A 19,238-nucleotide genomic window follows, 5' to 3' on the forward strand; every position below is an offset into this window, starting at 1 on the left:
CACTTTGTCCTTATTTGGGCATGTCGGGGCCGGGCCGGCAGTAGTCCTGCAGGAACTGCTTGAGCACCTCCAGCGTCGGCACCCGGAATTTCTGTCGCGCATGGACCAGCGAGATGGGCCGTTCCAGCGCGGGATCGAGCGGGATCGCCGCCAGTTCGCCCAGGGCCAGTTCCTTGGCCACCACGGCCTCGGACAGCACCGAGACCCCCATACCGGCGGCCACGGCCCCCTTGATGGCCTCGGGGCTGCCCAGTTCCATGCAGCCGCGCAGGGCGTTGCGGTCGTACCCGGCCTGCCTAAGGTACTCCATGATGACCTCGCGGGTCCCGGAACCCTCCTCACGGCATATGAATGGGGCGTCGATGAAGGCCTCCACCCCGACACTGTCGTGTCCGGCGAGCGGATGGTCGGGCGGTACGACCAGCTGTAGACGGTCACTGAAACAGGCCTGCACCTCCAGACTGCGATGGGTCACCGGCGCCTCAACGATGCCCAGGTCCACGCTGCCTTCCTCGACCATGCCCACCACCATCCCGGTGTTGCCCACCCGCAGGCGGATGCCGATCTCCGGATGCGCACGGCGGAACGCCCCCAGCAGCGACGGCAGCATGTATTCGGCCACCGTGGTGCTGGCGCCGATCACCAGCGCCCCGGCGGCCCCCTTCAGCTCGCGCAGGGCGGCTTCCATCTCGCCGTAGGTATCGAAGATCCGCTCGGCGTAACGCCGCACCAGTTCCCCGGCTTCGGTCAGGGCCACCCGGTTGTGGTTGCGATCGAACAGCCGCGCGTCCAGCTGCTCCTCCAGCTGGCGGACCTGAAAGGTCACCGCCGGCTGGGTCATGTGCAGGCTCTCCGCCGCCCGGGTAAAGGACAGCTGCCGCGCCACCGTCAGAAACACCTGCAAGCGTCGATCGGCCATCGGCCCCGTTCACCCCTTCGCGCGCAAAAACGCCATGCTACCAGCACCTGTCCGGCACGGCAGATGCGGACGGGGCGGCCCGCAAAGGCCCCGCGCCGGACCCACGCAATCGCCACCGCCGTCTCGGGTGGCTAGACTCCGCCCCATGAGCAAGGCCTGGAAGAAACTCGATCTGGAAGGTGGCGGGCTGCAGGCGGTCAACGCCCGGCTGGCCAGTACCATGCGTTCGCGGCCGGCGGCCTATGCCGCGTGGCTGCTGTTCCCCGTCGGCGGGCACCGTTTCTATCTCCACGAACCCGTCGGTGCGGTGGCGTTCATCGCCGGCAGCGCGGCCACCGCCGCCCTCGCCGTATTCGCACCCGGACTCTGGTGGCTGCTCCCGGCGGCACCGGTCGCCGCGCTGGCGGCCTTTGACCTGGTGTGGATCGACCGTCGCGTGACGCGCTACAACAAGGAACTGCGGATGCGGGCCTTCCTGCGCAAGGGCAACCGCCCGCCGCAGGACTATCGCGGGCGCTACACCTCCGACGAGGACGCCCGGCGCGAGCTGCAGGAATACCAGGAGGTCAAGGAAGGCGAACGCCCGGGCCAGCCGGGCCCCGCCGGTGCCAACGACCGCGATCGCGATGCCGGGGGGAAACGCCGCATGCCCAGCTTCAACGAACAGGAGGCGATGCTGCGGCAGATGCGGCAGCGCCGTCAGGACGACGAGGACTGACCGGCTGCCCCGGCGTCCCCGTCGCAAGCGCCCGGTTCAGTCGTCGCCGGGGCGCCACACGCCGCTGGCTTCCTGCGGCGCAGCGGGCTGCTGCTGCTTCTGGCCTTCCACGTCGTCGAACACCGATTCGGTGAAGGCGGCGAGCTGCTTGAGGTAATCCTTGCGTTCATCCACCGACTCGGGCATCTGCGCCAGCAGAAAGCCGGTGATCGCACTCAGATACTGCACGGCCACCAGCGGTTGCTGGGCACGCGGGTCGGCCTCGGCCAGCACGCCCTGGACTTTCTGGATCAGTTCACCGGACAGCTGCAGGGTTTCGTCGCTCATGTAGCGGTCTCCGTTCGCGCTCTGAAGTTTTCGTGGGATTCGCGACGGGCACCCTAAGCCATGCCCGGGCGCACGGAAAGTCCGCCCTTGCAGCGGCGGGCCTTTGGTCAGCCCTGGCGCGACCGCCAGCCCTCGTCATCGCGTTCGGGCGAGTCCTCCGCCAGCGGGGCGTCGTCCTCCACGTCGAAATCCTCGTAGGCCCGGTCGGGCGGCACCTGCCAGGGCTCGGAGGGCACGATGTTGTGCTCGCCCGGCCGCGGCGCCCAGCGCTCCTCCTCCAGCCCGCGGATCAGGCCGACGATCATCACCAGCATCACCAGCGAGAACGGCAGGGCCGCGAGGATGACCGCGCTCTGCAGCACCTCCAGTCCGCCGGCCAGCAGCAGCACCGCGGTCAGCAGGCCCATGGCGCCACCCCAGGTCGCCAGGTGCACCGTGCGATGTTCGGTGGAGCCGTGCGCCAGCAGGGTGTTGATCACCACGATGCCGGCGTTCGCGGAGGTCAGCAGGTAGGTCGCGATCAGCACCGTGACCAGCAGGCTGCCGCCGATCGCGATCATCCCCGGCTCCAGGGTCTCCATGGTCAGGAAGGTCGCGCGGGTCATGTCCTCGCTGACCGCGGCGGCGATGCCGGCCATCCCCTCGGACTCGGCGTACAGTGCGGTCCCGCCCAGCAGGCCCAGCCACACGAAGGTGATCATGGTGGGCACCAGCAGCACGCCCATTACGAACTCGCGCAGGGTGCGCCCGCGCGAGATGCGCGCGATGAACAGCCCGACGAACGGCGCCCAGGCCAGCCACCAGCCCCAGTAGAAGACCGTCCAGTCGGCATGCCAGCCGTCGGTATGGTGGGCATGGGTGTACAGCGACAGCCCCATCAGGTTCTGCAGATAGGAGCCGGTGGACTGCACCACCAGCGCCAGCAGGTACTGGGTCGGCCCCCAGATCAACAGCAGCGCGAGCAGCCCTGCGCTGAGCCACATGTTGGCCTGCGAGATCCGCTGCACGCCGGACTGCAGCCCGGTCACCACCGACAGCACCGCGATCGCGGTGAGCACCGCGGTAATCACCACCTCGGTGGTCGCCGAGGTGCCCATCCCGGTCAGGTGGTCCAGCCCCGACCCCAGCTGCTGGATGCCCAGGCCCAGGGTGGTGGCGATGCCGAACACCGTCGCGAGAATGGCCAGCAGGTCGACGATGTCGCCCGGCCAGCCGTGCACGTACTTGCCCAGCATCGGATGCAGGGCCGAACGCAGGGCCAGCGGCTGGCCCCGGCGAAAACCGAAATACGCCAGCATCAGCGCCAGAAGCGCGAACACCGCCCAGGCGTTCAGCCCCCAGTGGAAATAAGTCAGCACCATGGACATGTCCGCCGTCGCCGGGTCGCCGTCGCCGGCCACGAACGGATTGCCGCCGTAGTGACTCAGCGGCTCGGCCACCGCCCAGAACAGCAGGCCCACCCCCATGCCCGCGGCGAACAGCATTGCCAGCCAGGACAGGGTGGTGAACTCGGGGACCTCGTCGTCCCGTCCCAGGCGCACGTCCTTGTAACGGCCGATGCCCAGCCAGATCACCAGGACCAGGAAGAAGGCCATGGCGGCGACGTAATACCACTCCAGCAGGGGGCTGAGGAAATCGCGTGCGCCGCTGACCGCGGCATCCACCTGATCGGTGCGGTAGATCGCCAGCGCCACGATGATCAGCACGGCAACGATGGAGACGAAGGCGACACGGGGGTTCAGGCCCTTGAACGGACCGCGGGTGGCAACGTTGTACATGGTTCCCCTGGTTTCCGGATCCGATGCGGGCGGGTCAGGCGGACGACCGCCGGGGCGTGAACGACTCGCCGGCCGGGCTCGTCCCGCATCCCGGCCCCGCACGGTCGCGCGCGGCCCGAATGATCGCATGGACCCACCGCAGCTTCGCAATCGCGGCCGGGGTCAGCGTGAACGGGTAGATGTGGCCGTGCCCCATGCTGCGGTTAAGGCTGTTGAGGGCATTGGTCAGCGGCAGCCAGTGATCCATCAGGGTATCGATGTCCGGGGCATGATAGGGATCGTAATCCGGCGCGTGGCTCATCGCCGAGCCGGCCAGCCCCTCGGCGCCAACCTCGAGGCCATAGGCCCGCGCGGTGTCCAGGGTGTCCACAATGTGCAGATAGTGCGCCCAGGTCTCCGCCCAGTCCTCCCACGGATGGGCACTGGCATAGGCACTGACGAAGCGCTCCTGCCAGTCAGCCGGCGGCCCCTCGCGATAATGACGGCGCAGCGCGGCATCGTAATCGGCGCGCTCGTCGCCGAACAGCCGGCGGAAATCCTCGTGCGCCGGGCCACCGCGCACCAGGCGTTCCCAGTAATGGTGGCCGCTCTCGTGGCGGAAATGTCCCAGAATGGTGCGATAGGGCTCGGCCATCGCCTCGCGCATGCGCTCGCGCACCGCCGGATCGGCCTCGGCGATATCCAGGGTGATGAGACCGGCGGCATGCCCGGTCACCACGCCACCCCCCTCCTGAAACGCCGGCGCGGTGGACGCCAGGAAATCGAATGCCAGGCCCGCGGGGTCATCGCGCCTGGGCGTCACCGGCAGGCCGAGCCGCAGCAGGCCATAGACCAGACGCCGCTTCTCCGCCTCCAGACGCGCCCACAGCGTCCGGTTCCCGGGAACACTCAGGTCGGGGATGGTCCGGTTCAGACGGCACGCGCGGCAGAACGGATCCGGATCCGACTCCGGCACCATCCAGTTACAGATGCCGTCCACCGCATAATGCCGGCACTGCCGATAGCGCGGGCCGTCCGGCTCCCCGGCCACCTGCCACCATCCCCCCGCGACCTCGCGGCCCTGCCGGTCGGTGCCCGTCCCGACCGGAGCCAGGGCCGCCACCCGCATGCGGTCGGGCAGAAAACCCAGGCGGTGGCCACAGCGGGTGCAGCGAGTATTGTCGAAATGAACCGCAAGGCCACAGGCCTCGCACTCGAACAACTGCATGGATCTTCCCCGCCGTTCCCGGTCTGCCGGTACCGCTCCAGAGTACGCCCTCCGGCGCCCCGCGTCAGGGCCCCTCGAGCAGTGTCCGCACCCGCTCAAGGGTTCGTGGATGCTCGAGGATGCCCGCATGCGTGGCATCCACCCCGTAGAGACTCGCGGCCGCCGCCTGGGCCTCCGGCCGCAACATGCTCTCGAGGCTCACCACACCGTCGGTGAGCTCACGGCTGCGCCCGCTGTCCCGGCGATGCGCAAACAGCAGATGGGTCTCGGCCGGAATCCCGGCCGAGCCGGCGAACAGACCTTCCAGAAATTCGCTGCCCGGCGCCATGTCACGCCAGACCGGCACCACGACCGGCGCATGCGCGACCCCGGTCGCGGCCATCCGGTGGCCACCCCAGGGCGTGGCCAGGGTCACCAGGCGCGGAACCCGGGCAGGCGCGCCGCGGCGCTCACGCTCCAGCAGGAAGCCGCGCGCCACCAGACCGCCCATGCTGTGCGCCACCACCTGATACCGTTCCAGGCCATAGCGCAGCTCCAGCTCTTCCATCACCTGCGCCAGGTGCGCCGCGGCCGCTTCCAGCGGGACACCCGACGGGTAGTAATATGCCCAGGGCTGGAAACGGCGGGTATCCAGATCCTCCACCAGCGCCTCGAAGGAGTCGGGCGAACCGTTCATGCCGTGGATGAACAGCACCGGCTCGCGCGCGGGGTCGTAGGGACCATCGAGGAAATACACCCCGGCGTAGCCATCGCGGACGAAATCCAGCGGCCGCCACTGACTGGCGGCGGCAATCGCCGGATCGAATCGCGGGTCCGCCAGCGTGGTGACAAGACCGAAGGCCGTAACCCGCCCGAGGCTGGGCAGCGAATCATCCTCGTGTGCCGCCCGTTCCGCCGCCGCGCCCGGGAACGTCAGGCCGCCCTCGTCGAACGCCCCGTCGATTCGCCTCGCGGGATCGTCGACCCGAATGCGCTGGTCCAGGTAGCGCTCGCCCGCGCCGCAATCGAGCGTTGCACCGCGTTCCCAGGCATGAGCGGCCCCCGGCACGGCATCCGCATCGCGGCCATCCTGCCAGTAGCCCAGCACCGACCACACGCCCGGTTCGAGGGCAAAGAACCACTGCCCGCCGGACCCGGTGAGCACGTGATCCACCACCTCCGGCGGCAACCCCTCACCGCGCTCGCGCACCGCCAGCACCACGTAGGCCCCGTCGTCCGAATCCTTGCCAAGCTCTCCGGCCCCGGCGATGCGGCCCTCCAGTACGCAGGCGCCCTGCATCGCGGCAAACTGACCACGCGCCTCCAGCAGGGTGCAGCCGGTCCCGGCCACCGCCACGGCCAGCAGCACCGGCATCCACGCAAGCCGCCACATCAGCCGGCGGAACACGTCACGCACCCCTGCCCGCTCATCCATGGTTTCATCCTCCGGCCCGGCCTCCGGCGGGCCCCGACGCTTCCATTCCGGGCATGTTCCCGCGCCACGCGCCGCCCGTCCAGCCCGCACCATCCATGTGCATTCTGCACCACAAAAGAGCAGCCAGGATTGTCCCGGGTAGCAGCTTATGCCTTAATGCGCGCCCATGATTCACACAGGAAGACACTCATGAACGGAAGTCTCGACGAGAAACTCGAGCCGATCTATCAGGAAGTCCTGCACCGCAACCCGGGCGAGACGGAGTTTCACCAGTCCGTGCACGGGGTGCTGCAGACCCTGGGCCCGGTTCTGGTCAAGTACCCGGAATTCGCCGACCTGAAGATCATCCAGCGCGTCTGCGAACCGGAACGCCAGATCATCTTCCGCGTGCCCTGGCAGGACGATCGCGGCGAACTCCAGATCAACCGTGCCTTCCGCGTGCAGTTCAACAGCGCGCTGGGGCCGTACAAGGGCGGCATCCGCTTCCATCCATCGGTGTATCTGGGGATCGTCAAGTTTCTCGGCTTCTCCCAGGTCTTCAAGAATGCGCTTACCGGGCTGCCGATCGGCGGCGGCAAGGGCGGCAGCGACTTCGATCCCAAGGGCCGCTCCGACGGCGAGATCATGCGCTTCTGCCAGAGCCTGATCACCGAGATGTATCGCTACCTCGGCGAATACACCGACGTCCCCGCCGGCGACATCGGTGTCAGCCAGCGCGAGGTCGGCTACATGTTCGGGCAGTACAAGCGCCTGACCAATCGCTTCGAGTCGGGTGTGTTCACCGGCAAGGGTCTGGACTGGGGTGGCAGCCGCGCGCGCACCGAGGCCACCGGCTACGGCGCGGTGTTCTTCACCCAGGAGATGCTGAAGGCCCGCAACGATTCCCTCGAAGGCAAGCGGGTGGTGATCTCCGGCGCCGGCAACGTGGCGATCTTCGCCACGCAGAAGGCACAGCAGCTGGGTGCGAAGGTCATCGCCTGCTCGGACTCGCGTGGCGTGATCCTCGACGAGGACGGCCTGGATCTGGACCTGCTGCGCCAGATCAAGGAGCGTGAACGCGGGCCGGTCTCGGACTACGCCGAACGCAAGCCGAGCGCGAAATACCGCGAAAACGGCTGCATCTGGGAGATCCCCTGCGAGGTCGCCCTGCCCTGCGCCACGCAGAACGAACTGACCGGCAAGGACGCGAAGGCGCTGGTCGAAAACGGCTGCATCGCGGTCGCCGAAGGCGCCAACATGCCGGTGACCCCGGAGGGCATTCAGACCTTCCGCGAGGCGGGCATCGCGTTCGGTCCGGGCAAGGCCGCCAACGCCGGCGGCGTGGCCACCAGCGCGCTGGAAATGCAGCAGAACGCCAGCCGCGACTCCTGGACCTTCGAACACACCGAAGCACGCCTGCAGGAGATCATGGCGAACATCCACCAGACCTGCTTCGAGACGGCCGAAGAATACGGCTCACCGGGCAATTACTCGGTCGGCGCCAACATCGCCGGCTTCGTCAAGGTCGCCCGCGCCATGGAGGCCATGGGCCACATCTGAGGTCCCGGGGTCGACAGTTCCAGCATGCCGGCCACGACCAGCAGCAGGAACATCAGCACCGCGCAGGTGGCACTGACCACAAACGAGCCGATGCCCGGGCCCGATTGCCTCTGCTCGGGCATCGGCCGTTGTGCAGGCGCAGAGGGGGTACGCCAAAGCGTCCCGGAGGAGCACCCCCCGGGGGCGGCCTGGTTCAGCGCTTCCATGGGGGAGGCACAGCTCACCAGAAAGCCCGCGACCTGCGGTGACCACTTCTGACGGAAAGGGTGGCCTGCAGGGCGAGTGAGGCAAGCTTGAAACCGATTCGGACCGAACGTAGGGTTGATAACATAGCAACAGCCAAAAGGAGATTGGCGATGAACCACGACGATCGGGAACGGATCTCCACGGTGATCAACTATTTCTGGGGTGAAGACACCGCAGCGCCCCATGCTGTAACCCGGAATGTCGCGAAGGTTGCCTTGGAAGCGCTTCAGGAAGCTCAGTCCTGCACAGCGGCAATGGACATGGTTCCGCGCCCTGGCGCTACCAAGGCGGGGCCCCGTTATGCGGCCAAGCAGCTGGCGAAGATTGGCAAGCGCATTGCCTCTGGCGATACGTCCCAGTACGAGACCTGCCGCAGTCAGGTCGCCGTTGCGTACAAGTCGAGAATCAATATGGCGCTGATGGGGTTGTGATCATGAGCAAACGACTTGCTTCGGTCGCACTTGCGCTTTCGTTCACCCTCATGCTGGCCAGCCCCAATGCGACATCAGGTGACCAGCTGACACTGTCATACTCCGGACAGCAATACCTGCTTCCTCCGAACCCTGTTGCCATAGGGTCAGCGGGGGGCAAGGACAATGTTCTGATCATCAAGTACAGCGAAAAGTCCGGAAAGGACTATATCAGCCTCTCCCGGGGGGGCAACCTGGAAACCGGGGCATGTAGTTATCCCGATTTCTTCCGGTCGACCCTGGATTCACAGGCCGAAGATAGCTGTGCAAACTCGGCCATCGACGCCTTCCGGCGGATATTCGTCGCCGACGCGGAAACGGACGTTTGGGAGGTCTCGGGCCATCTCCACTACTACTTCCGCACGGCCGATCATGGCACCTTCGTTTTCTCGGTGATCGACGACCATGCCATCATCGTGATCGACACCGATTTCATGGAAGAACAGGAACTGCGCCACGCCCTGACCGGGCTGGCAGAGTGATGCAATTCCGAGGCAAGAGGATTACTGCATCATGGGGTAGGGCACTCCAGCACGCCTTATACCTGACTCGGCACCACTGCTGAACGTGCAACCCGTTGCGGACGCAGCAGCCCCCGGTCAGCAAACAATAATTATCGTTTCCCCGCCCCCTCCCAGAAAAAGCCCGCGCAGGGCGGGCCCTGGAGGTGGGGAAATGCATCGGACGGATCAGGCGACGGCTGCGTCCCTGGTGAAGCGGAGCTGGTTGCCCTCCATGTCCACGCGGATGGTGTCGCCCGAGACGAACTCGCCGGACAGCAGCTGCTGCGCCAGCGGGTTCTCCAGCTGGGTCTGGATCGCCCGCTTCAGCGGCCGCGCCCCGTACACCGGGTCGAAGCCCGCCTCGCCGAGGTGATCCAGCGCCGCGTCGGAGACCTCCAGCCCCAGTTCGCGCTCCTCCAGGCGTTCGCGCAGATAGCGCAGCTGGATGTCGGTGATCGCGCGGATCTGCTCGCGCTCCAGCGGGTGGAAGACCACCACGTCGTCCACGCGGTTGATGAACTCGGGCCGGAAGTGCTGCCCGACGATCTCCATCACCGCGCCCTTCATGCGATCGTAGTTGTCCTCGCCGGCCATCTCCTGGATCTGCTGCGAGCCCAGGTTGGAGGTCATCACGATCACCGTGTTGCGGAAGTCCACGGTACGCCCGTGACCGTCGGTCAGGCGGCCGTCATCCAGCACCTGCAGCAGCACGTTGAACACGTCCGGATGCGCCTTCTCGACCTCGTCCAGCAGGATCACGGAGTACGGCTTGCGGCGCACGGCCTCGGTCAGATAGCCACCCTCCTCGTAACCGACATAGCCCGGGGGCGCCCCGATCAGCCGCGCCACGGAGTGCTTCTCCATGAACTCCGACATGTCGATGCGCACCATGGCCTCCTCGGTGTCGAACAGGAAGCCGGCCAGCGACTTGGTCAGCTCGGTCTTGCCGACGCCAGTGGGGCCCAGGAACAGGAACGAGCCGTTCGGACGGTTGGGATCCGCCAGCCCGGCGCGTGAACGGCGGATGGCGTTGGCCACCGCGGTCACCGCCTCGTTCTGGCCGACCACGCGCTCGCCGATGGCCTCTTCCATGCGCAGCAGCTTGTCCTTCTCGCCCTCCAGCATCTTGGCCACCGGGATCCCGGTCCAGCGCGAGACGACCTCGGCGACCTCCTCGTCGGTCACCTTGTTGCGCAGCAGCTGGGTCTCCTGGCTCTCCATCTCGTGGGCCATGGCCAGGGACTTCTCCAGATCCGGGATCTTCCCGTACTGCAGTTCGGACATGCGCGACAGGTCACCGGCACGCCGCGCGGTCTCCAGCTCCTGACGCGCGCGCTCCAGTTCTTCCTTGAGCTGCGCGGCGCCGGAGACCGAGGCCTTTTCGGACTTCCACACCTCTTCGAGGTCGGAGTACTCGCGCTCCAGGCGCTCGATCTCCTCCTCCAGCGTGCCCAGGCGCTTCTTCGAGGCCTCGTCGGATTCCTTGTTCAGCGCCTCGCGCTCGATCTTCAGCTGAATCAGGCGCCGCTCCAGCCGGTCCATGGACTCGGGCTTGGAGTCGATCTCCATCTTGATCCGGCTGGCCGCCTCGTCGATCAGGTCGATCGCCTTGTCCGGCAGCTGGCGGTCGGTGATGTAGCGCTGCGACAGCTGCGCCGCGGCGACGATCGCCGGGTCGGTGATCTCGATCCCGTGATGCACTTCGTAGCGTTCCTTCAGTCCGCGCAGGATGGCGATGGTGTCCTCCTGGGTCGGCTCGTCCACCAGCACCTTCTGGAAGCGGCGCTCCAGCGCGGCGTCCTTCTCGATGTTCTCGCGGTATTCGTTGAGCGTGGTCGCGCCGATGCAGTGCAGCTCGCCACGCGCCAGCGCCGGCTTGAGCATGTTGCCGGCATCCATCGCGCCCTCGGCCTTGCCGGCGCCCACCAGGGTGTGGATCTCGTCGATGAACAGGATCACGCGACCCTCTTCCTGCGAGATCTCGTTGAGCACCGACTTCAGGCGTTCCTCGAAATCGCCACGGTACTTGGCCCCGGCCAGCAGCGACCCCATGTCCAGCGCCAGCACGCGCTTGTCCTTGAGCCCCTCGGGCACCTCGCCGTTGACGATGCGCTGGGCCAGACCCTCGACGATCGCGGTCTTGCCGACCCCCGGCTCGCCGATCAGCACCGGGTTGTTCTTGGTCCGGCGCTGCAGTACCTGCACCGAACGGCGGATCTCCTCGTCACGCCCGATCACCGGATCCAGCTTGCCCTGCTCGGCCCGTTCGGTCAGGTCGGTGGTGTATTTCTCCAGCGCCTGCCGGTTCTCCTCCGCGTTGGGGTCGTCCACCTGGGCGCCACCGCGGATCTGGTCCACCGCATCCTCGATGGAATCCTTGTTGGCCCCCGCATTGCGCAGCATCTCGCCCACACCGGCCTTCTCGTCGATGGCGGCGAGGAGAAACAGCTCGCTCGGGATGTACTGATCCTTGCGCTCCTGGGCGAGCTTGTCACACACGTTGAGCATGCGCCCCAGGTCGCTGGACACGTGCACGTCGCCGGCGGCACCCTCCACCTTCGGCATGCGGTCCAGCGCCTCGCCCAGCGCGGACCGCAACTGGCGCACGTTGACCCCGGCACGGTCGAGCACGTGGCGGGTGGTGCCGCCCTCCTGATCCAGCATGGCCAGCAGCAGGTGGGCGGGTTCGATGAACTGATGATCCCGGCCCACCGCCAGCGACTGGGCGTCGGAGATCGCGCTCTGGAATTTGGTCGTCAGGCGATCCATTCGCATTGGATTAATCCTCGCTTCGAAATTGGCAACTGACCTGAACCATGGGGCCACGCATACCCGGGTTCAAGTCCGCGGCCACAAATTCCCGTTTCCGTGCGCGTTCTCGGGTCCACCTGCGGCGCGCGGGAAGCCCCCGCCCTTACCGGCGCTTTCGGCAGGCCGGCCCCGCGGCTGTTAAATTGTTGAGTACAACACTAGGAGATAAGCGCTCGTCATGCCCTATTCGGAACAGCAGATCACGTCCCTGCATCGCTGGTCGGACAAGACCTTCAGCTTCACCACCACGCGGCCGGAAGGCTTCGAATTCCACAACGGCCAGTTCGTCACCCTCGGCCTGCGCCCCGAGGGCAAGCTGATCCCGCGCGCCTATTCGATCGTGTCGGACCCGTCCAGCGAGGAACTCGAGTTCCTCAGCATCCACGTGCCCGACGGTGACCTGACCAGCCGCCTCGCCCATGTCGAACCGGGCGACTCGATCTGGATCAACAACAAGGTCACCGGCTCGCTGACGGTGGACTACGTGCAGCCCGGGCGTCATCTGTACATGCTGGCCACCGGCACCGGCATCGCGCCGTTCGTCTCCCTGGTCCGCAGCGACGAGGTGTTCGAACATTTCGAACGGGTCATCCTGGTGCACAGCGTGCGTACCGTGGAGGAACTGGCCTATCGCGAGGAACTGGAAGCGAAGATCAGCGATCGTTTCCGGTATATGCCCACCGTGACCCGCGAGGATCACGACTTCGCCTGCCCGGTGGCGCAGCAGCCGTTCGACAACAACCAGCGCGGCGCCGAGCTGTTCCGCTCGGGCGAGCTGTTCCGGGCGCTGGATCTGCCGCCGGCGGATCCGGAGCAGGATCGCGTGATGCTGTGCGGCAACCCGGCGATGAACCGCGAGATGAGCCAGTGGCTGGAGGAACACGGCTGGGTGCAGACCAGCTACAAGGGGACCGGCACCTACACCGTGGAGCAGGCCTTCGTCACCACCATGGACGACGCCGACGACTGACGCTCCCGCATCACCCCCCCAGCAGGATCCAGCGCGCCTCGTTGAGGCGTTGCAGGGTGGCCGTGTCACCGCCCCGGTCGGGGTGGTGGCGCTGGGCCAGGCGGCGGTAGCGGGACTGGACCTCCGCGTCCTCCACCGGATCCGCCAGCTCCAGCACCGCCAGCGCCGTAGCCCGGCGGTCGCCACCGTCCATCCGCCGCCAGAAGCCATCCAGCAGGGCCTGCACCGCGGCCGCATCCATGTGATCCAGAGTGCTCAGGTCGAGGTAATAGGCCCGCAAAGGGTCCTCGCGCACCAGGGCCGCGGAGACCGTGCCGACGGTTGCCGCAGCCCCCGCGCCGGCCATGGCCCGCGCCTGAATACCGATATCCAGGCAATGGATGCGCAGCCATTCGCCCTCGGCCGCCAGCCGGTCGCGCAGGCGATAGAGGCAGTGAAACAGCAGGAAATGAGTACGGAACAGCCCCAGCGGTTCGCGCAGGTCGGCTCCGGCGAAAGGCACCACGCCGGCGTCACGCAGGCGGGCGATCAGCGCGTGCTCGGTCTGCCCCGCGGCCTGCGCGCGCACGCCCTGTTCCACCGCCGCCAGCAGTCCCGGATCGACTTCGGTATCGCCCCCGGTACGCGCACCCGCGGCGGCATCGACGACGGGGTTCACGAGGCGTCCGGCGTATCGCCGTCGATGTAGTACCAGTGACCGTCGATGCGCCGGAACCGGCTGCGTTCGTGCAGCCGCATGCCCTGGCCGTGCAGCCGCGCGCGGGCAACGAATTCGACCACCCCGGTGGTGTCCTCGCGGCCGCCGGCCTCGGTGTCGCGCACGTTCAAGCCCAGCCAGCGCCGGTCCGGATCCAGCTCCAGCGAGGCCGGGCGGGTCTGCGGATCCCAGGTCGCCAGGATGTAGGCCTCGTTGTGCTCGGTGAAGGCGGTGTACCGCGAACGCATCAGCGCCTCGGCGGTCTCCGCCGGGGCGCTGCCGTCGATGCGCGGCCCGCAGCAGCGTTCCCGCGGGTGACCGGACCCGCAGGAGCAGTTCACGCTGTCCGGTTTCGGCTTGCGGCGACCCATCTCGACCCCCCGAGAAAAAATGATCGGGACGCGGGAAATCCCCCCACGCCAGTGCAGGGAGTAGCGTAACCCCCAGCCACACCGGAGTGAACCGCATGGACGATATCCTGATCCTCGGCTGCGGAGACCTGGGCACCGGGCTGGGCCGTCGGCTGCACGACGCCGGGCACCGGGTCTGGGGCCTGCGGCGCCATCCCGAACACCTGCCCGAATGGATCCGGCCCCTTCAGGGCGACCTGACGGACCCCGACGGCCTGCCGGAGCTGCCGCGAACGGCACGGGCGGTGTATTTCATCACCACCCCCGACCGGATGGACGACACGGGTTACCGCCGCGCCTATGTCGATGCGCTGCACCATGCGCTGGGCGCCCTGGAACGCCAGGGCCTGCAGCCGGAACGCGTGATCTTCGTGTCGTCCACCGGCGTCTACGGCGTCGATGACGGCAGCCGGGTCGACGAAGACACCCCCGCCCTGCCACAACGCTTCTCCGGCCGCCGCCTGCTGGAGGCCGAACGCCTGCTGGAGGCCTCGCCGTACCGGGGCATCCGCCTGCGCCTGGGCGGGATCTACGGACCGGGCCGCGAACGCATGCTGGAGCTGGCGCGCGCCGGCCAGCTGGGCGATGACGAACCGCCGACGTGGACCAACCGCATCCACCGCGATGATGCGGTCGGCATCCTGCACCACCTGTTCACGCTGGCCGATCCCGATCCGGTCTATCTCGGCGTGGATACCGAACCGGCCCTGAAAAGCGAAGTGCTGCACTGGCTCGCCGCGCGCCTGGGTACCCTGCCGGCAGATGCGGCGGTCCACCGCGTGGATGCCCGCGACGGGGCCCGCGGCCGGCGCTGCGACAGCCGGCGCCTGCAGGACTCCGGCTACCGCTTCCGCTATCCCGACTACCGGGCCGGCTTCGCCCCGCTGCTGCCCTGAAGCATACGCCCGCCGCACACACGAAAAAGGCCCCGCCCGGCAGAACCGGAGGGGCCCGGAGAGACCCGGCCCGGGGAGGCAGAACCCCGGGACCGGTGATCAGAACCCGGAGGTTCAGACCTTGGTGTAGCGCAGGTACGAGCGGATCTCGTCGAAGCCCTGCGGGAACTTCTTCTGCGCTTCTTCGTTGCTGACCGTCGGCGGGATGATCACCTGGTCACCCGGGGTCCAGTCGGCCGGCGTCGCGATGCCGTGCTTGTCGGCGGTCTGCAGGCCGTCGATGGCACGCAGGATCTCGTCGAAGTTGCGGCCCAGCGACATCGGGTAGGTCATCATCAGACGGATCTTCTTGTTCGGATCAATGATGTAGACCGAACGCACCGCCGCGGTGTCGCTCTCGCCGGGGTGGATCATCTCGTAGAGTTCCGAGATCTTCTTGTCGGCGTCGGCGACGATCGGGAATTCGAGGGTCGTGTTCTGCGTGTCGTTCACGTCCTCGATCCACTTGTTGTGCTCTTCCACCGTGTCGGTGGACAGGCCCAGCGGCTTCACGTTGCGGTCCGCGAACTGCTTCGCAAGCTGCGCGGTGCGACCCATCTCGGTGGTGCACACCGGGGTGAAATCGGCCGGGTGGCTGAAGAAGAAGCACCAGGAATCGCCGATCCACTCGTGGAAGTCGATCTTGCCGGAGGTGGTGTCGACCTGGAAGTTCGGTGCGGTATCGCCCAGACGAAGCGTCATATCGCTATCTCCTTTGCTTGTTTCCGTTCATTCGGTTGGTGGCAGATGATCGTTATCGATCATGTACATCACTATATCGGCGAATTCTTATGATGTGAATTCTATTATATCAATCACACCGATCGCCTGATCCTATGAGTCGCCCTGGGTCCATTTCCATGGCTGCTTCATGGTCAATCATTGGTGTCACCACCTCGCCCGAAGTTCCCGCCGGACAGTGACCCAGTCCACAAACCATACGGCTCAGACCGGATCCCGCCGCCAGATCAGGATCTGGTTGTTCACCGGCATGTCCACCACCGCCTCCCGGGTCAGGCCACAGGCGTTCGCCAGGCGGTCCAGATCGGCGCGATCGCGCACCCCCATGCCCGGGTCCTGCTGGCGCAGGGAACGGTCGAAACGCGCATTGGATTCGGCCGTGTGCTCCCCGTCATGCGCGAACGGCCCGTACAGCGCGAACAGCCCGTCCGGCTCCAGAACCCCGGCGACCCCGGCGAACAGCGCCTCCACCCCCGGCCAGTGCAGGATGTGGACGGTGTTCGCGCTGTAGACGTAACGAAACGGACCGTCCGGCCAGGGATCAGCGGCGACGTCGAGGGCGCGCGGCGGCTGCAGGTTGGGCGCCGCCGCCTCGCGCCGCCACGCCTCGATCCCCGGCAGGTGTTCGGCGACATCGGTGGGCAGCCACTGCAGATGTCCCAGGCGCGGCGCCATGAAAGCCGCATGCTGCCCGGTCCCCGCCCCCAGCTCCAGCAGGGCACCCGGACGGACGAACCACCGTTCCAGAACCCCCAGGATCGGCTCGCGGTTCTGTTCGGCCGCCGGGGCATACGGGCGCTGCGTCACTTCCATGGGGTTCTCCGGTCTGCGGTGTGCGGATTCCGGCCCAGCATAAGCGATGCCCGAAGCGACCAGGTGCAAGACCGCACGTTCAACGGGTCCGCGATGGACCCCGCAGGTGCGGGACTGCCATGATCCGTATTCAGGTCCCTTTTACGGAGAGCCCCCATGTCCCGCTACCCGCAACGTCCCGCCCGCTCCCGGATCGCTGCATGGGCCACCGCCCTGGGGCTGCTCCTCGGCGCCGTGGCCGCCACTTCTCACGCCGACGCACGCGCGCCGGCCAGCGACCCGGACACCCTCCTGCCGGTGGAGCTGGCCACCGTGGGGGTGGACTCGCACAGCGGCCTGCCCATTGCCCTGCTGCGCGACCCCGAATCCGCCGAGGTCGTGCCCATCGTCATCGGCACCGACCAGGCCCGCGCCATCCTCCTGGCCATGCAGGATGTCGACGTACCGCGGCCCATGACCCACGACCTGATGGTCGACCTGCTGCGCGAACTCGACGCGGAGCTGGAACGGGTCATCGTGGACGGGCTGGAAGACGGCACCTATCTTGGCATGCTGGAGCTGCGTGTCCCCGGCGAGGGGGCACCGCGGCGGATCGATGCCCGGCCCAGCGACGCCCTCGCGCTGGCAGTGCGCACCGGCGCGCCCATCGCGGTGGCACCGGAAATCCTCGAGGCCGACGTCCCCTTCGATTTCCAGCCCCCCGGTGACGACGAGATCGTCACCGCGCTGGGCATCACCGTGATCGAGGCCCGTGCGGATCTGCGCGAGGCCCTGGGCCTGCCGGACGAGCCCGGCGTCCTCGTCAGCCGAGCCGAGGGAGCCGCCGCCGAGGCCGGCCTGGAGCAGGGCGCGCTGATCCTGGAGGTCAACGGACGCAGCCCGGAAACCCCGATCGACTTCCTCGAGGCCGTGGGAACCACCCCGGACGACGAAGAAGCCGAACTGCGCTTCTGGCTGGACGGCGAGACCCGCACCATCACGCTGCCCACCGACGTCCCGGTGCTGCCGGACGACGAAGACGCGATTCAGGCCTGAACGCGCGCCGCCGGGTCCCTCCGCGGGCGCTTCAGCCCATGTGCCGGCGCAGCCAGTCGATGCTGGCGGCGGTCGCCGGGTCGTGCGGACCCGGCTCGCCGGCCGGGTCCAGGTCCGCCAGCACACGGCCGGCCAGCTGCTTGCCCAGTTCCACGCCCCACTGATCGAAGGCGTTGATCTCCCACAGGCTCGCAAGCACGTAGATCTTGTGCTCGAACAGGGCGATCAGCGCCCCCAGGCGCTCCGGATCCAGGTCTTCCAGCAGGATCAGCGTGCTCGGACGGTCCCCGGGGAAACTGCGATGCGGCGCCAGCGCCTCGATCTCGGCCGCATCGCGACCGGCGGCGGCCATCTCCGCCCGGGCCTCGTCCTCGCTGCGCCCCAGGGCGAGCGCCTCGGCCTGGGCCACCAGATTGGCCAGCAGCATGGGGTGCTGTTCCGGCAGGTCGTGTTCGGCGCGCGCAACGCCGATGAATTCCGCCGGCACCCGCCGCGTACCCTGATGCAGCAGCTGATAGAACGCATGCTGCCCGTCGGTGCCCACCGCACCCCAGACCAGCGCCCCGGTATGCCCCTCCACCGGCGTGCCGTCCAGCCGCACCCGCTTGCCCAGGCTCTCCATCTCCGCCTGCTGCAGATACGGCGGCAGGAAATACAGCCGCTCGTCGTAGGGCAGCACTGCGCGCGACTCCGCACCCTGGGTGTCCTGATTCCACAGGTCCACCAGCGCCATGCGCACCGCCGCGTTGTCCTCCGGCGTCGCGGTGCGCACGTGTTCGTCCATCGCATGGGCCCCGGCCAGGAACCGGCGGAAACCGTCCATGCCCAGCATCAGCGCCACCGGCAGGCCGATCGCCGACCACACCGAATAGCGACCGCCGACCCAGTCCCAGAAACCGAACATGCGCTCGGAGGCAATCCCGAATTCGGCAACCCGCTCGCGCGCGGTGGACACCGCCACGAAATGGGCCGCGACCGCGGACTCGTCACCACCGGCATGGCGCACCAGCCAGTCGCGCGCGGCTCGCGCGTTGGTCAGGGTTTCCTGGGTGGTGAAGGTCTTGGAGGCCACCACGAACAGAGTCGTCTCCGGATCCACCTGACGCAGCACCTGCCACAGGGCCTCGCCATCGATGTTGGAAACGAAGTGCATCTCCGGCGGACTCCCCCCGGCGGTCGTGGGGGCATGATCCGCCAGCGCCCGGCAAACCATCCGCGGCCCCAGATCGGAGCCGCCGATCCCGATGTTCACCACCGTGTCGATCGCCCGCCCGGTGAACCCCCGGTGGGTCCCGTCCTGCACCTCCTGCACGAAGGCCCCCACCCGGTCCAGGACCGCATGCACCGCCGGCACCACGTCTTCGCCGTCCAGCTCGCAGCGGGCCTCGCGGGGCAGGCGCAACGCGGTGTGCAGTGCGGCCCGCCCCTCGGTCACGTTGACCCGCTCGCCGCCGAACAGCCGCTCCAGCGCCGAAGGGATATCGGCGGCCCGCGCCGCCGCGAACAGCGCCTCCCAGGCATCGGCATCGAGCCGCTGGCGCGTCCAGTCCAGGCGCAGGCCGGCCACCTCGCGGACATCACGCTCCACCCGTTCCGGCTCGCGCGCCAGCAGTTCGCGCAGGTGCTCCTGCTCCAGGCGCCGGGCTTCGTTCTGCAGGGCTTCGCGCGCGGCGATTCGATCGGAACGGTTCATGCACTTAACTCG

Annotated in this window: 18 protein-coding genes; 7 read left to right on the forward strand and 11 right to left on the reverse strand. The window is 67.7% G+C overall.

Annotation, left to right across the window (positions count from 1 at the left end; translation table 11 throughout):
- Positions 1–10: 10 nt before the first annotated feature.
- Positions 11–919 carry a LysR family transcriptional regulator gene (locus tag F573_RS0102380; protein WP_019021332.1) on the reverse strand — a complete coding sequence of 303 codons (909 nt, stop codon included), beginning with the start codon at positions 917–919 and terminating at the stop codon, positions 11–13.
- Between the two features lie 145 nt (positions 920–1,064).
- Between F573_RS0102380 and F573_RS0102385 the strand changes: the two genes are divergently transcribed.
- On the forward strand, positions 1,065–1,637 hold the full coding sequence (locus F573_RS0102385) for a hypothetical protein (RefSeq protein WP_019021333.1): 573 nt from the start codon (positions 1,065–1,067) through the stop codon (positions 1,635–1,637).
- A gap of 36 nt (positions 1,638–1,673) precedes the next feature.
- Here F573_RS0102385 and F573_RS0102390 read toward each other — a convergent pair whose 3' ends face one another.
- The 4 genes from F573_RS0102390 to F573_RS0102405 all read right to left on the reverse strand — a co-directional run bounded on the left by F573_RS0102390 (position 1,674) and on the right by F573_RS0102405 (position 6,363).
- A complete protein-coding gene (locus tag F573_RS0102390) occupies positions 1,674–1,964 on the reverse strand; it encodes a hypothetical protein (protein ID WP_018871131.1) in 291 nt (96 codons plus the stop codon).
- A gap of 107 nt (positions 1,965–2,071) precedes the next feature.
- Positions 2,072–3,742 carry a BCCT family transporter gene (locus F573_RS0102395; RefSeq protein WP_019021334.1) on the reverse strand — a complete coding sequence of 557 codons (1,671 nt, stop codon included), beginning with the start codon at positions 3,740–3,742 and terminating at the stop codon, positions 2,072–2,074.
- A 34-nt stretch (positions 3,743–3,776) separates the two neighbouring features.
- On the reverse strand, positions 3,777–4,949 hold the full coding sequence (locus F573_RS0102400; RefSeq protein WP_019021335.1) for a putative zinc-binding metallopeptidase: 1,173 nt from the start codon (positions 4,947–4,949) through the stop codon (positions 3,777–3,779).
- Between the two features lie 64 nt (positions 4,950–5,013).
- Positions 5,014–6,363, reverse strand: coding sequence for an alpha/beta fold hydrolase (locus F573_RS0102405; protein WP_019021336.1), 1,350 nt, complete (start codon positions 6,361–6,363; stop codon positions 5,014–5,016).
- A 189-nt stretch (positions 6,364–6,552) separates the two neighbouring features.
- On the opposite strand from F573_RS0102405, the gene gdhA reads away from it, so the two are divergent.
- From gdhA to F573_RS0102420, 3 genes are all read left to right on the forward strand, one after another.
- Positions 6,553–7,902: an NADP-specific glutamate dehydrogenase gene (gene gdhA / locus F573_RS0102410; protein ID WP_018871135.1), complete on the forward strand. Its 1,350-nt coding sequence runs from the start codon at positions 6,553–6,555 to the stop codon at positions 7,900–7,902.
- A gap of 356 nt (positions 7,903–8,258) precedes the next feature.
- The gene (locus F573_RS0102415) at positions 8,259–8,579 is read left to right on the forward strand and encodes a hypothetical protein (RefSeq protein ID WP_019021337.1); all 321 of its coding nucleotides are present in this window, start codon (positions 8,259–8,261) and stop codon (positions 8,577–8,579) included.
- Between the two features lie 2 nt (positions 8,580–8,581).
- Positions 8,582–9,100: a hypothetical protein gene (locus tag F573_RS0102420; protein WP_231372012.1), complete on the forward strand. Its 519-nt coding sequence runs from the start codon at positions 8,582–8,584 to the stop codon at positions 9,098–9,100.
- Positions 9,101–9,307: 207 nt separating this feature from the next.
- On the opposite strand, the gene clpB is transcribed toward F573_RS0102420, so the two are convergent.
- The gene (gene clpB, locus F573_RS0102425; protein ID WP_019021339.1) at positions 9,308–11,890 is read right to left on the reverse strand and encodes an ATP-dependent chaperone ClpB; all 2,583 of its coding nucleotides are present in this window, start codon (positions 11,888–11,890) and stop codon (positions 9,308–9,310) included.
- A gap of 220 nt (positions 11,891–12,110) precedes the next feature.
- Here clpB and F573_RS0102430 point away from each other — a divergent pair, with 220 nt between their 5' ends.
- Entirely contained in the window at positions 12,111–12,902 is a 792-nt protein-coding gene (locus F573_RS0102430; protein WP_019021340.1) for a ferredoxin--NADP reductase, read from the forward strand.
- Positions 12,903–12,912: 10 nt separating this feature from the next.
- On the opposite strand, the gene F573_RS0102435 is transcribed toward F573_RS0102430, so the two are convergent.
- Both F573_RS0102435 and F573_RS0102440 read right to left on the reverse strand, forming a co-directional pair.
- Positions 12,913–13,560: a DNA-J related domain-containing protein gene (locus F573_RS0102435; RefSeq protein WP_019021341.1), complete on the reverse strand. Its 648-nt coding sequence runs from the start codon at positions 13,558–13,560 to the stop codon at positions 12,913–12,915.
- On the reverse strand, positions 13,557–13,970 hold the full coding sequence (locus F573_RS0102440) for a YchJ family protein (RefSeq protein WP_019021342.1): 414 nt from the start codon (positions 13,968–13,970) through the stop codon (positions 13,557–13,559). Before F573_RS0102440 ends, F573_RS0102435 begins: the two co-directional genes overlap by 4 nt.
- Positions 13,971–14,065: 95 nt before the next feature.
- Between F573_RS0102440 and F573_RS0102445 the strand changes: the two genes are divergently transcribed.
- Positions 14,066–14,905, forward strand: a complete 840-nt coding sequence (locus F573_RS0102445) for an SDR family oxidoreductase (RefSeq protein WP_019021343.1) — start codon at positions 14,066–14,068, stop codon at positions 14,903–14,905.
- A 114-nt stretch (positions 14,906–15,019) separates the two neighbouring features.
- Here the strand turns inward: F573_RS0102445 and F573_RS0102450 are convergent, their stop codons facing one another.
- Both F573_RS0102450 and F573_RS0102455 read right to left on the reverse strand, forming a co-directional pair.
- A complete protein-coding gene (locus F573_RS0102450; RefSeq protein WP_018871143.1) occupies positions 15,020–15,646 on the reverse strand; it encodes a peroxiredoxin in 627 nt (208 codons plus the stop codon).
- Between the two features lie 243 nt (positions 15,647–15,889).
- The gene (locus F573_RS0102455; protein WP_019021344.1) at positions 15,890–16,498 is read right to left on the reverse strand and encodes a DUF938 domain-containing protein; all 609 of its coding nucleotides are present in this window, start codon (positions 16,496–16,498) and stop codon (positions 15,890–15,892) included.
- 156 nt (positions 16,499–16,654) lie between these two features.
- Here F573_RS0102455 and F573_RS0102460 point away from each other — a divergent pair, with 156 nt between their 5' ends.
- Positions 16,655–17,533: a bifunctional nuclease family protein gene (locus tag F573_RS0102460; protein ID WP_019021345.1), complete on the forward strand. Its 879-nt coding sequence runs from the start codon at positions 16,655–16,657 to the stop codon at positions 17,531–17,533.
- Positions 17,534–17,564: 31 nt separating this feature from the next.
- Here F573_RS0102460 and pgi read toward each other — a convergent pair whose 3' ends face one another.
- Positions 17,565–19,226, reverse strand: a complete 1,662-nt coding sequence (gene pgi / locus F573_RS0102465) for a glucose-6-phosphate isomerase (protein WP_019021346.1) — start codon at positions 19,224–19,226, stop codon at positions 17,565–17,567.
- Positions 19,227–19,238: the final 12 nt, after the last annotated feature.

This window comes from Thioalkalivibrio sp. ALE23 (assembly GCF_000378545.1).
Taxonomy (GTDB): domain Bacteria; phylum Pseudomonadota; class Gammaproteobacteria; order Ectothiorhodospirales; family Ectothiorhodospiraceae; genus Thioalkalivibrio.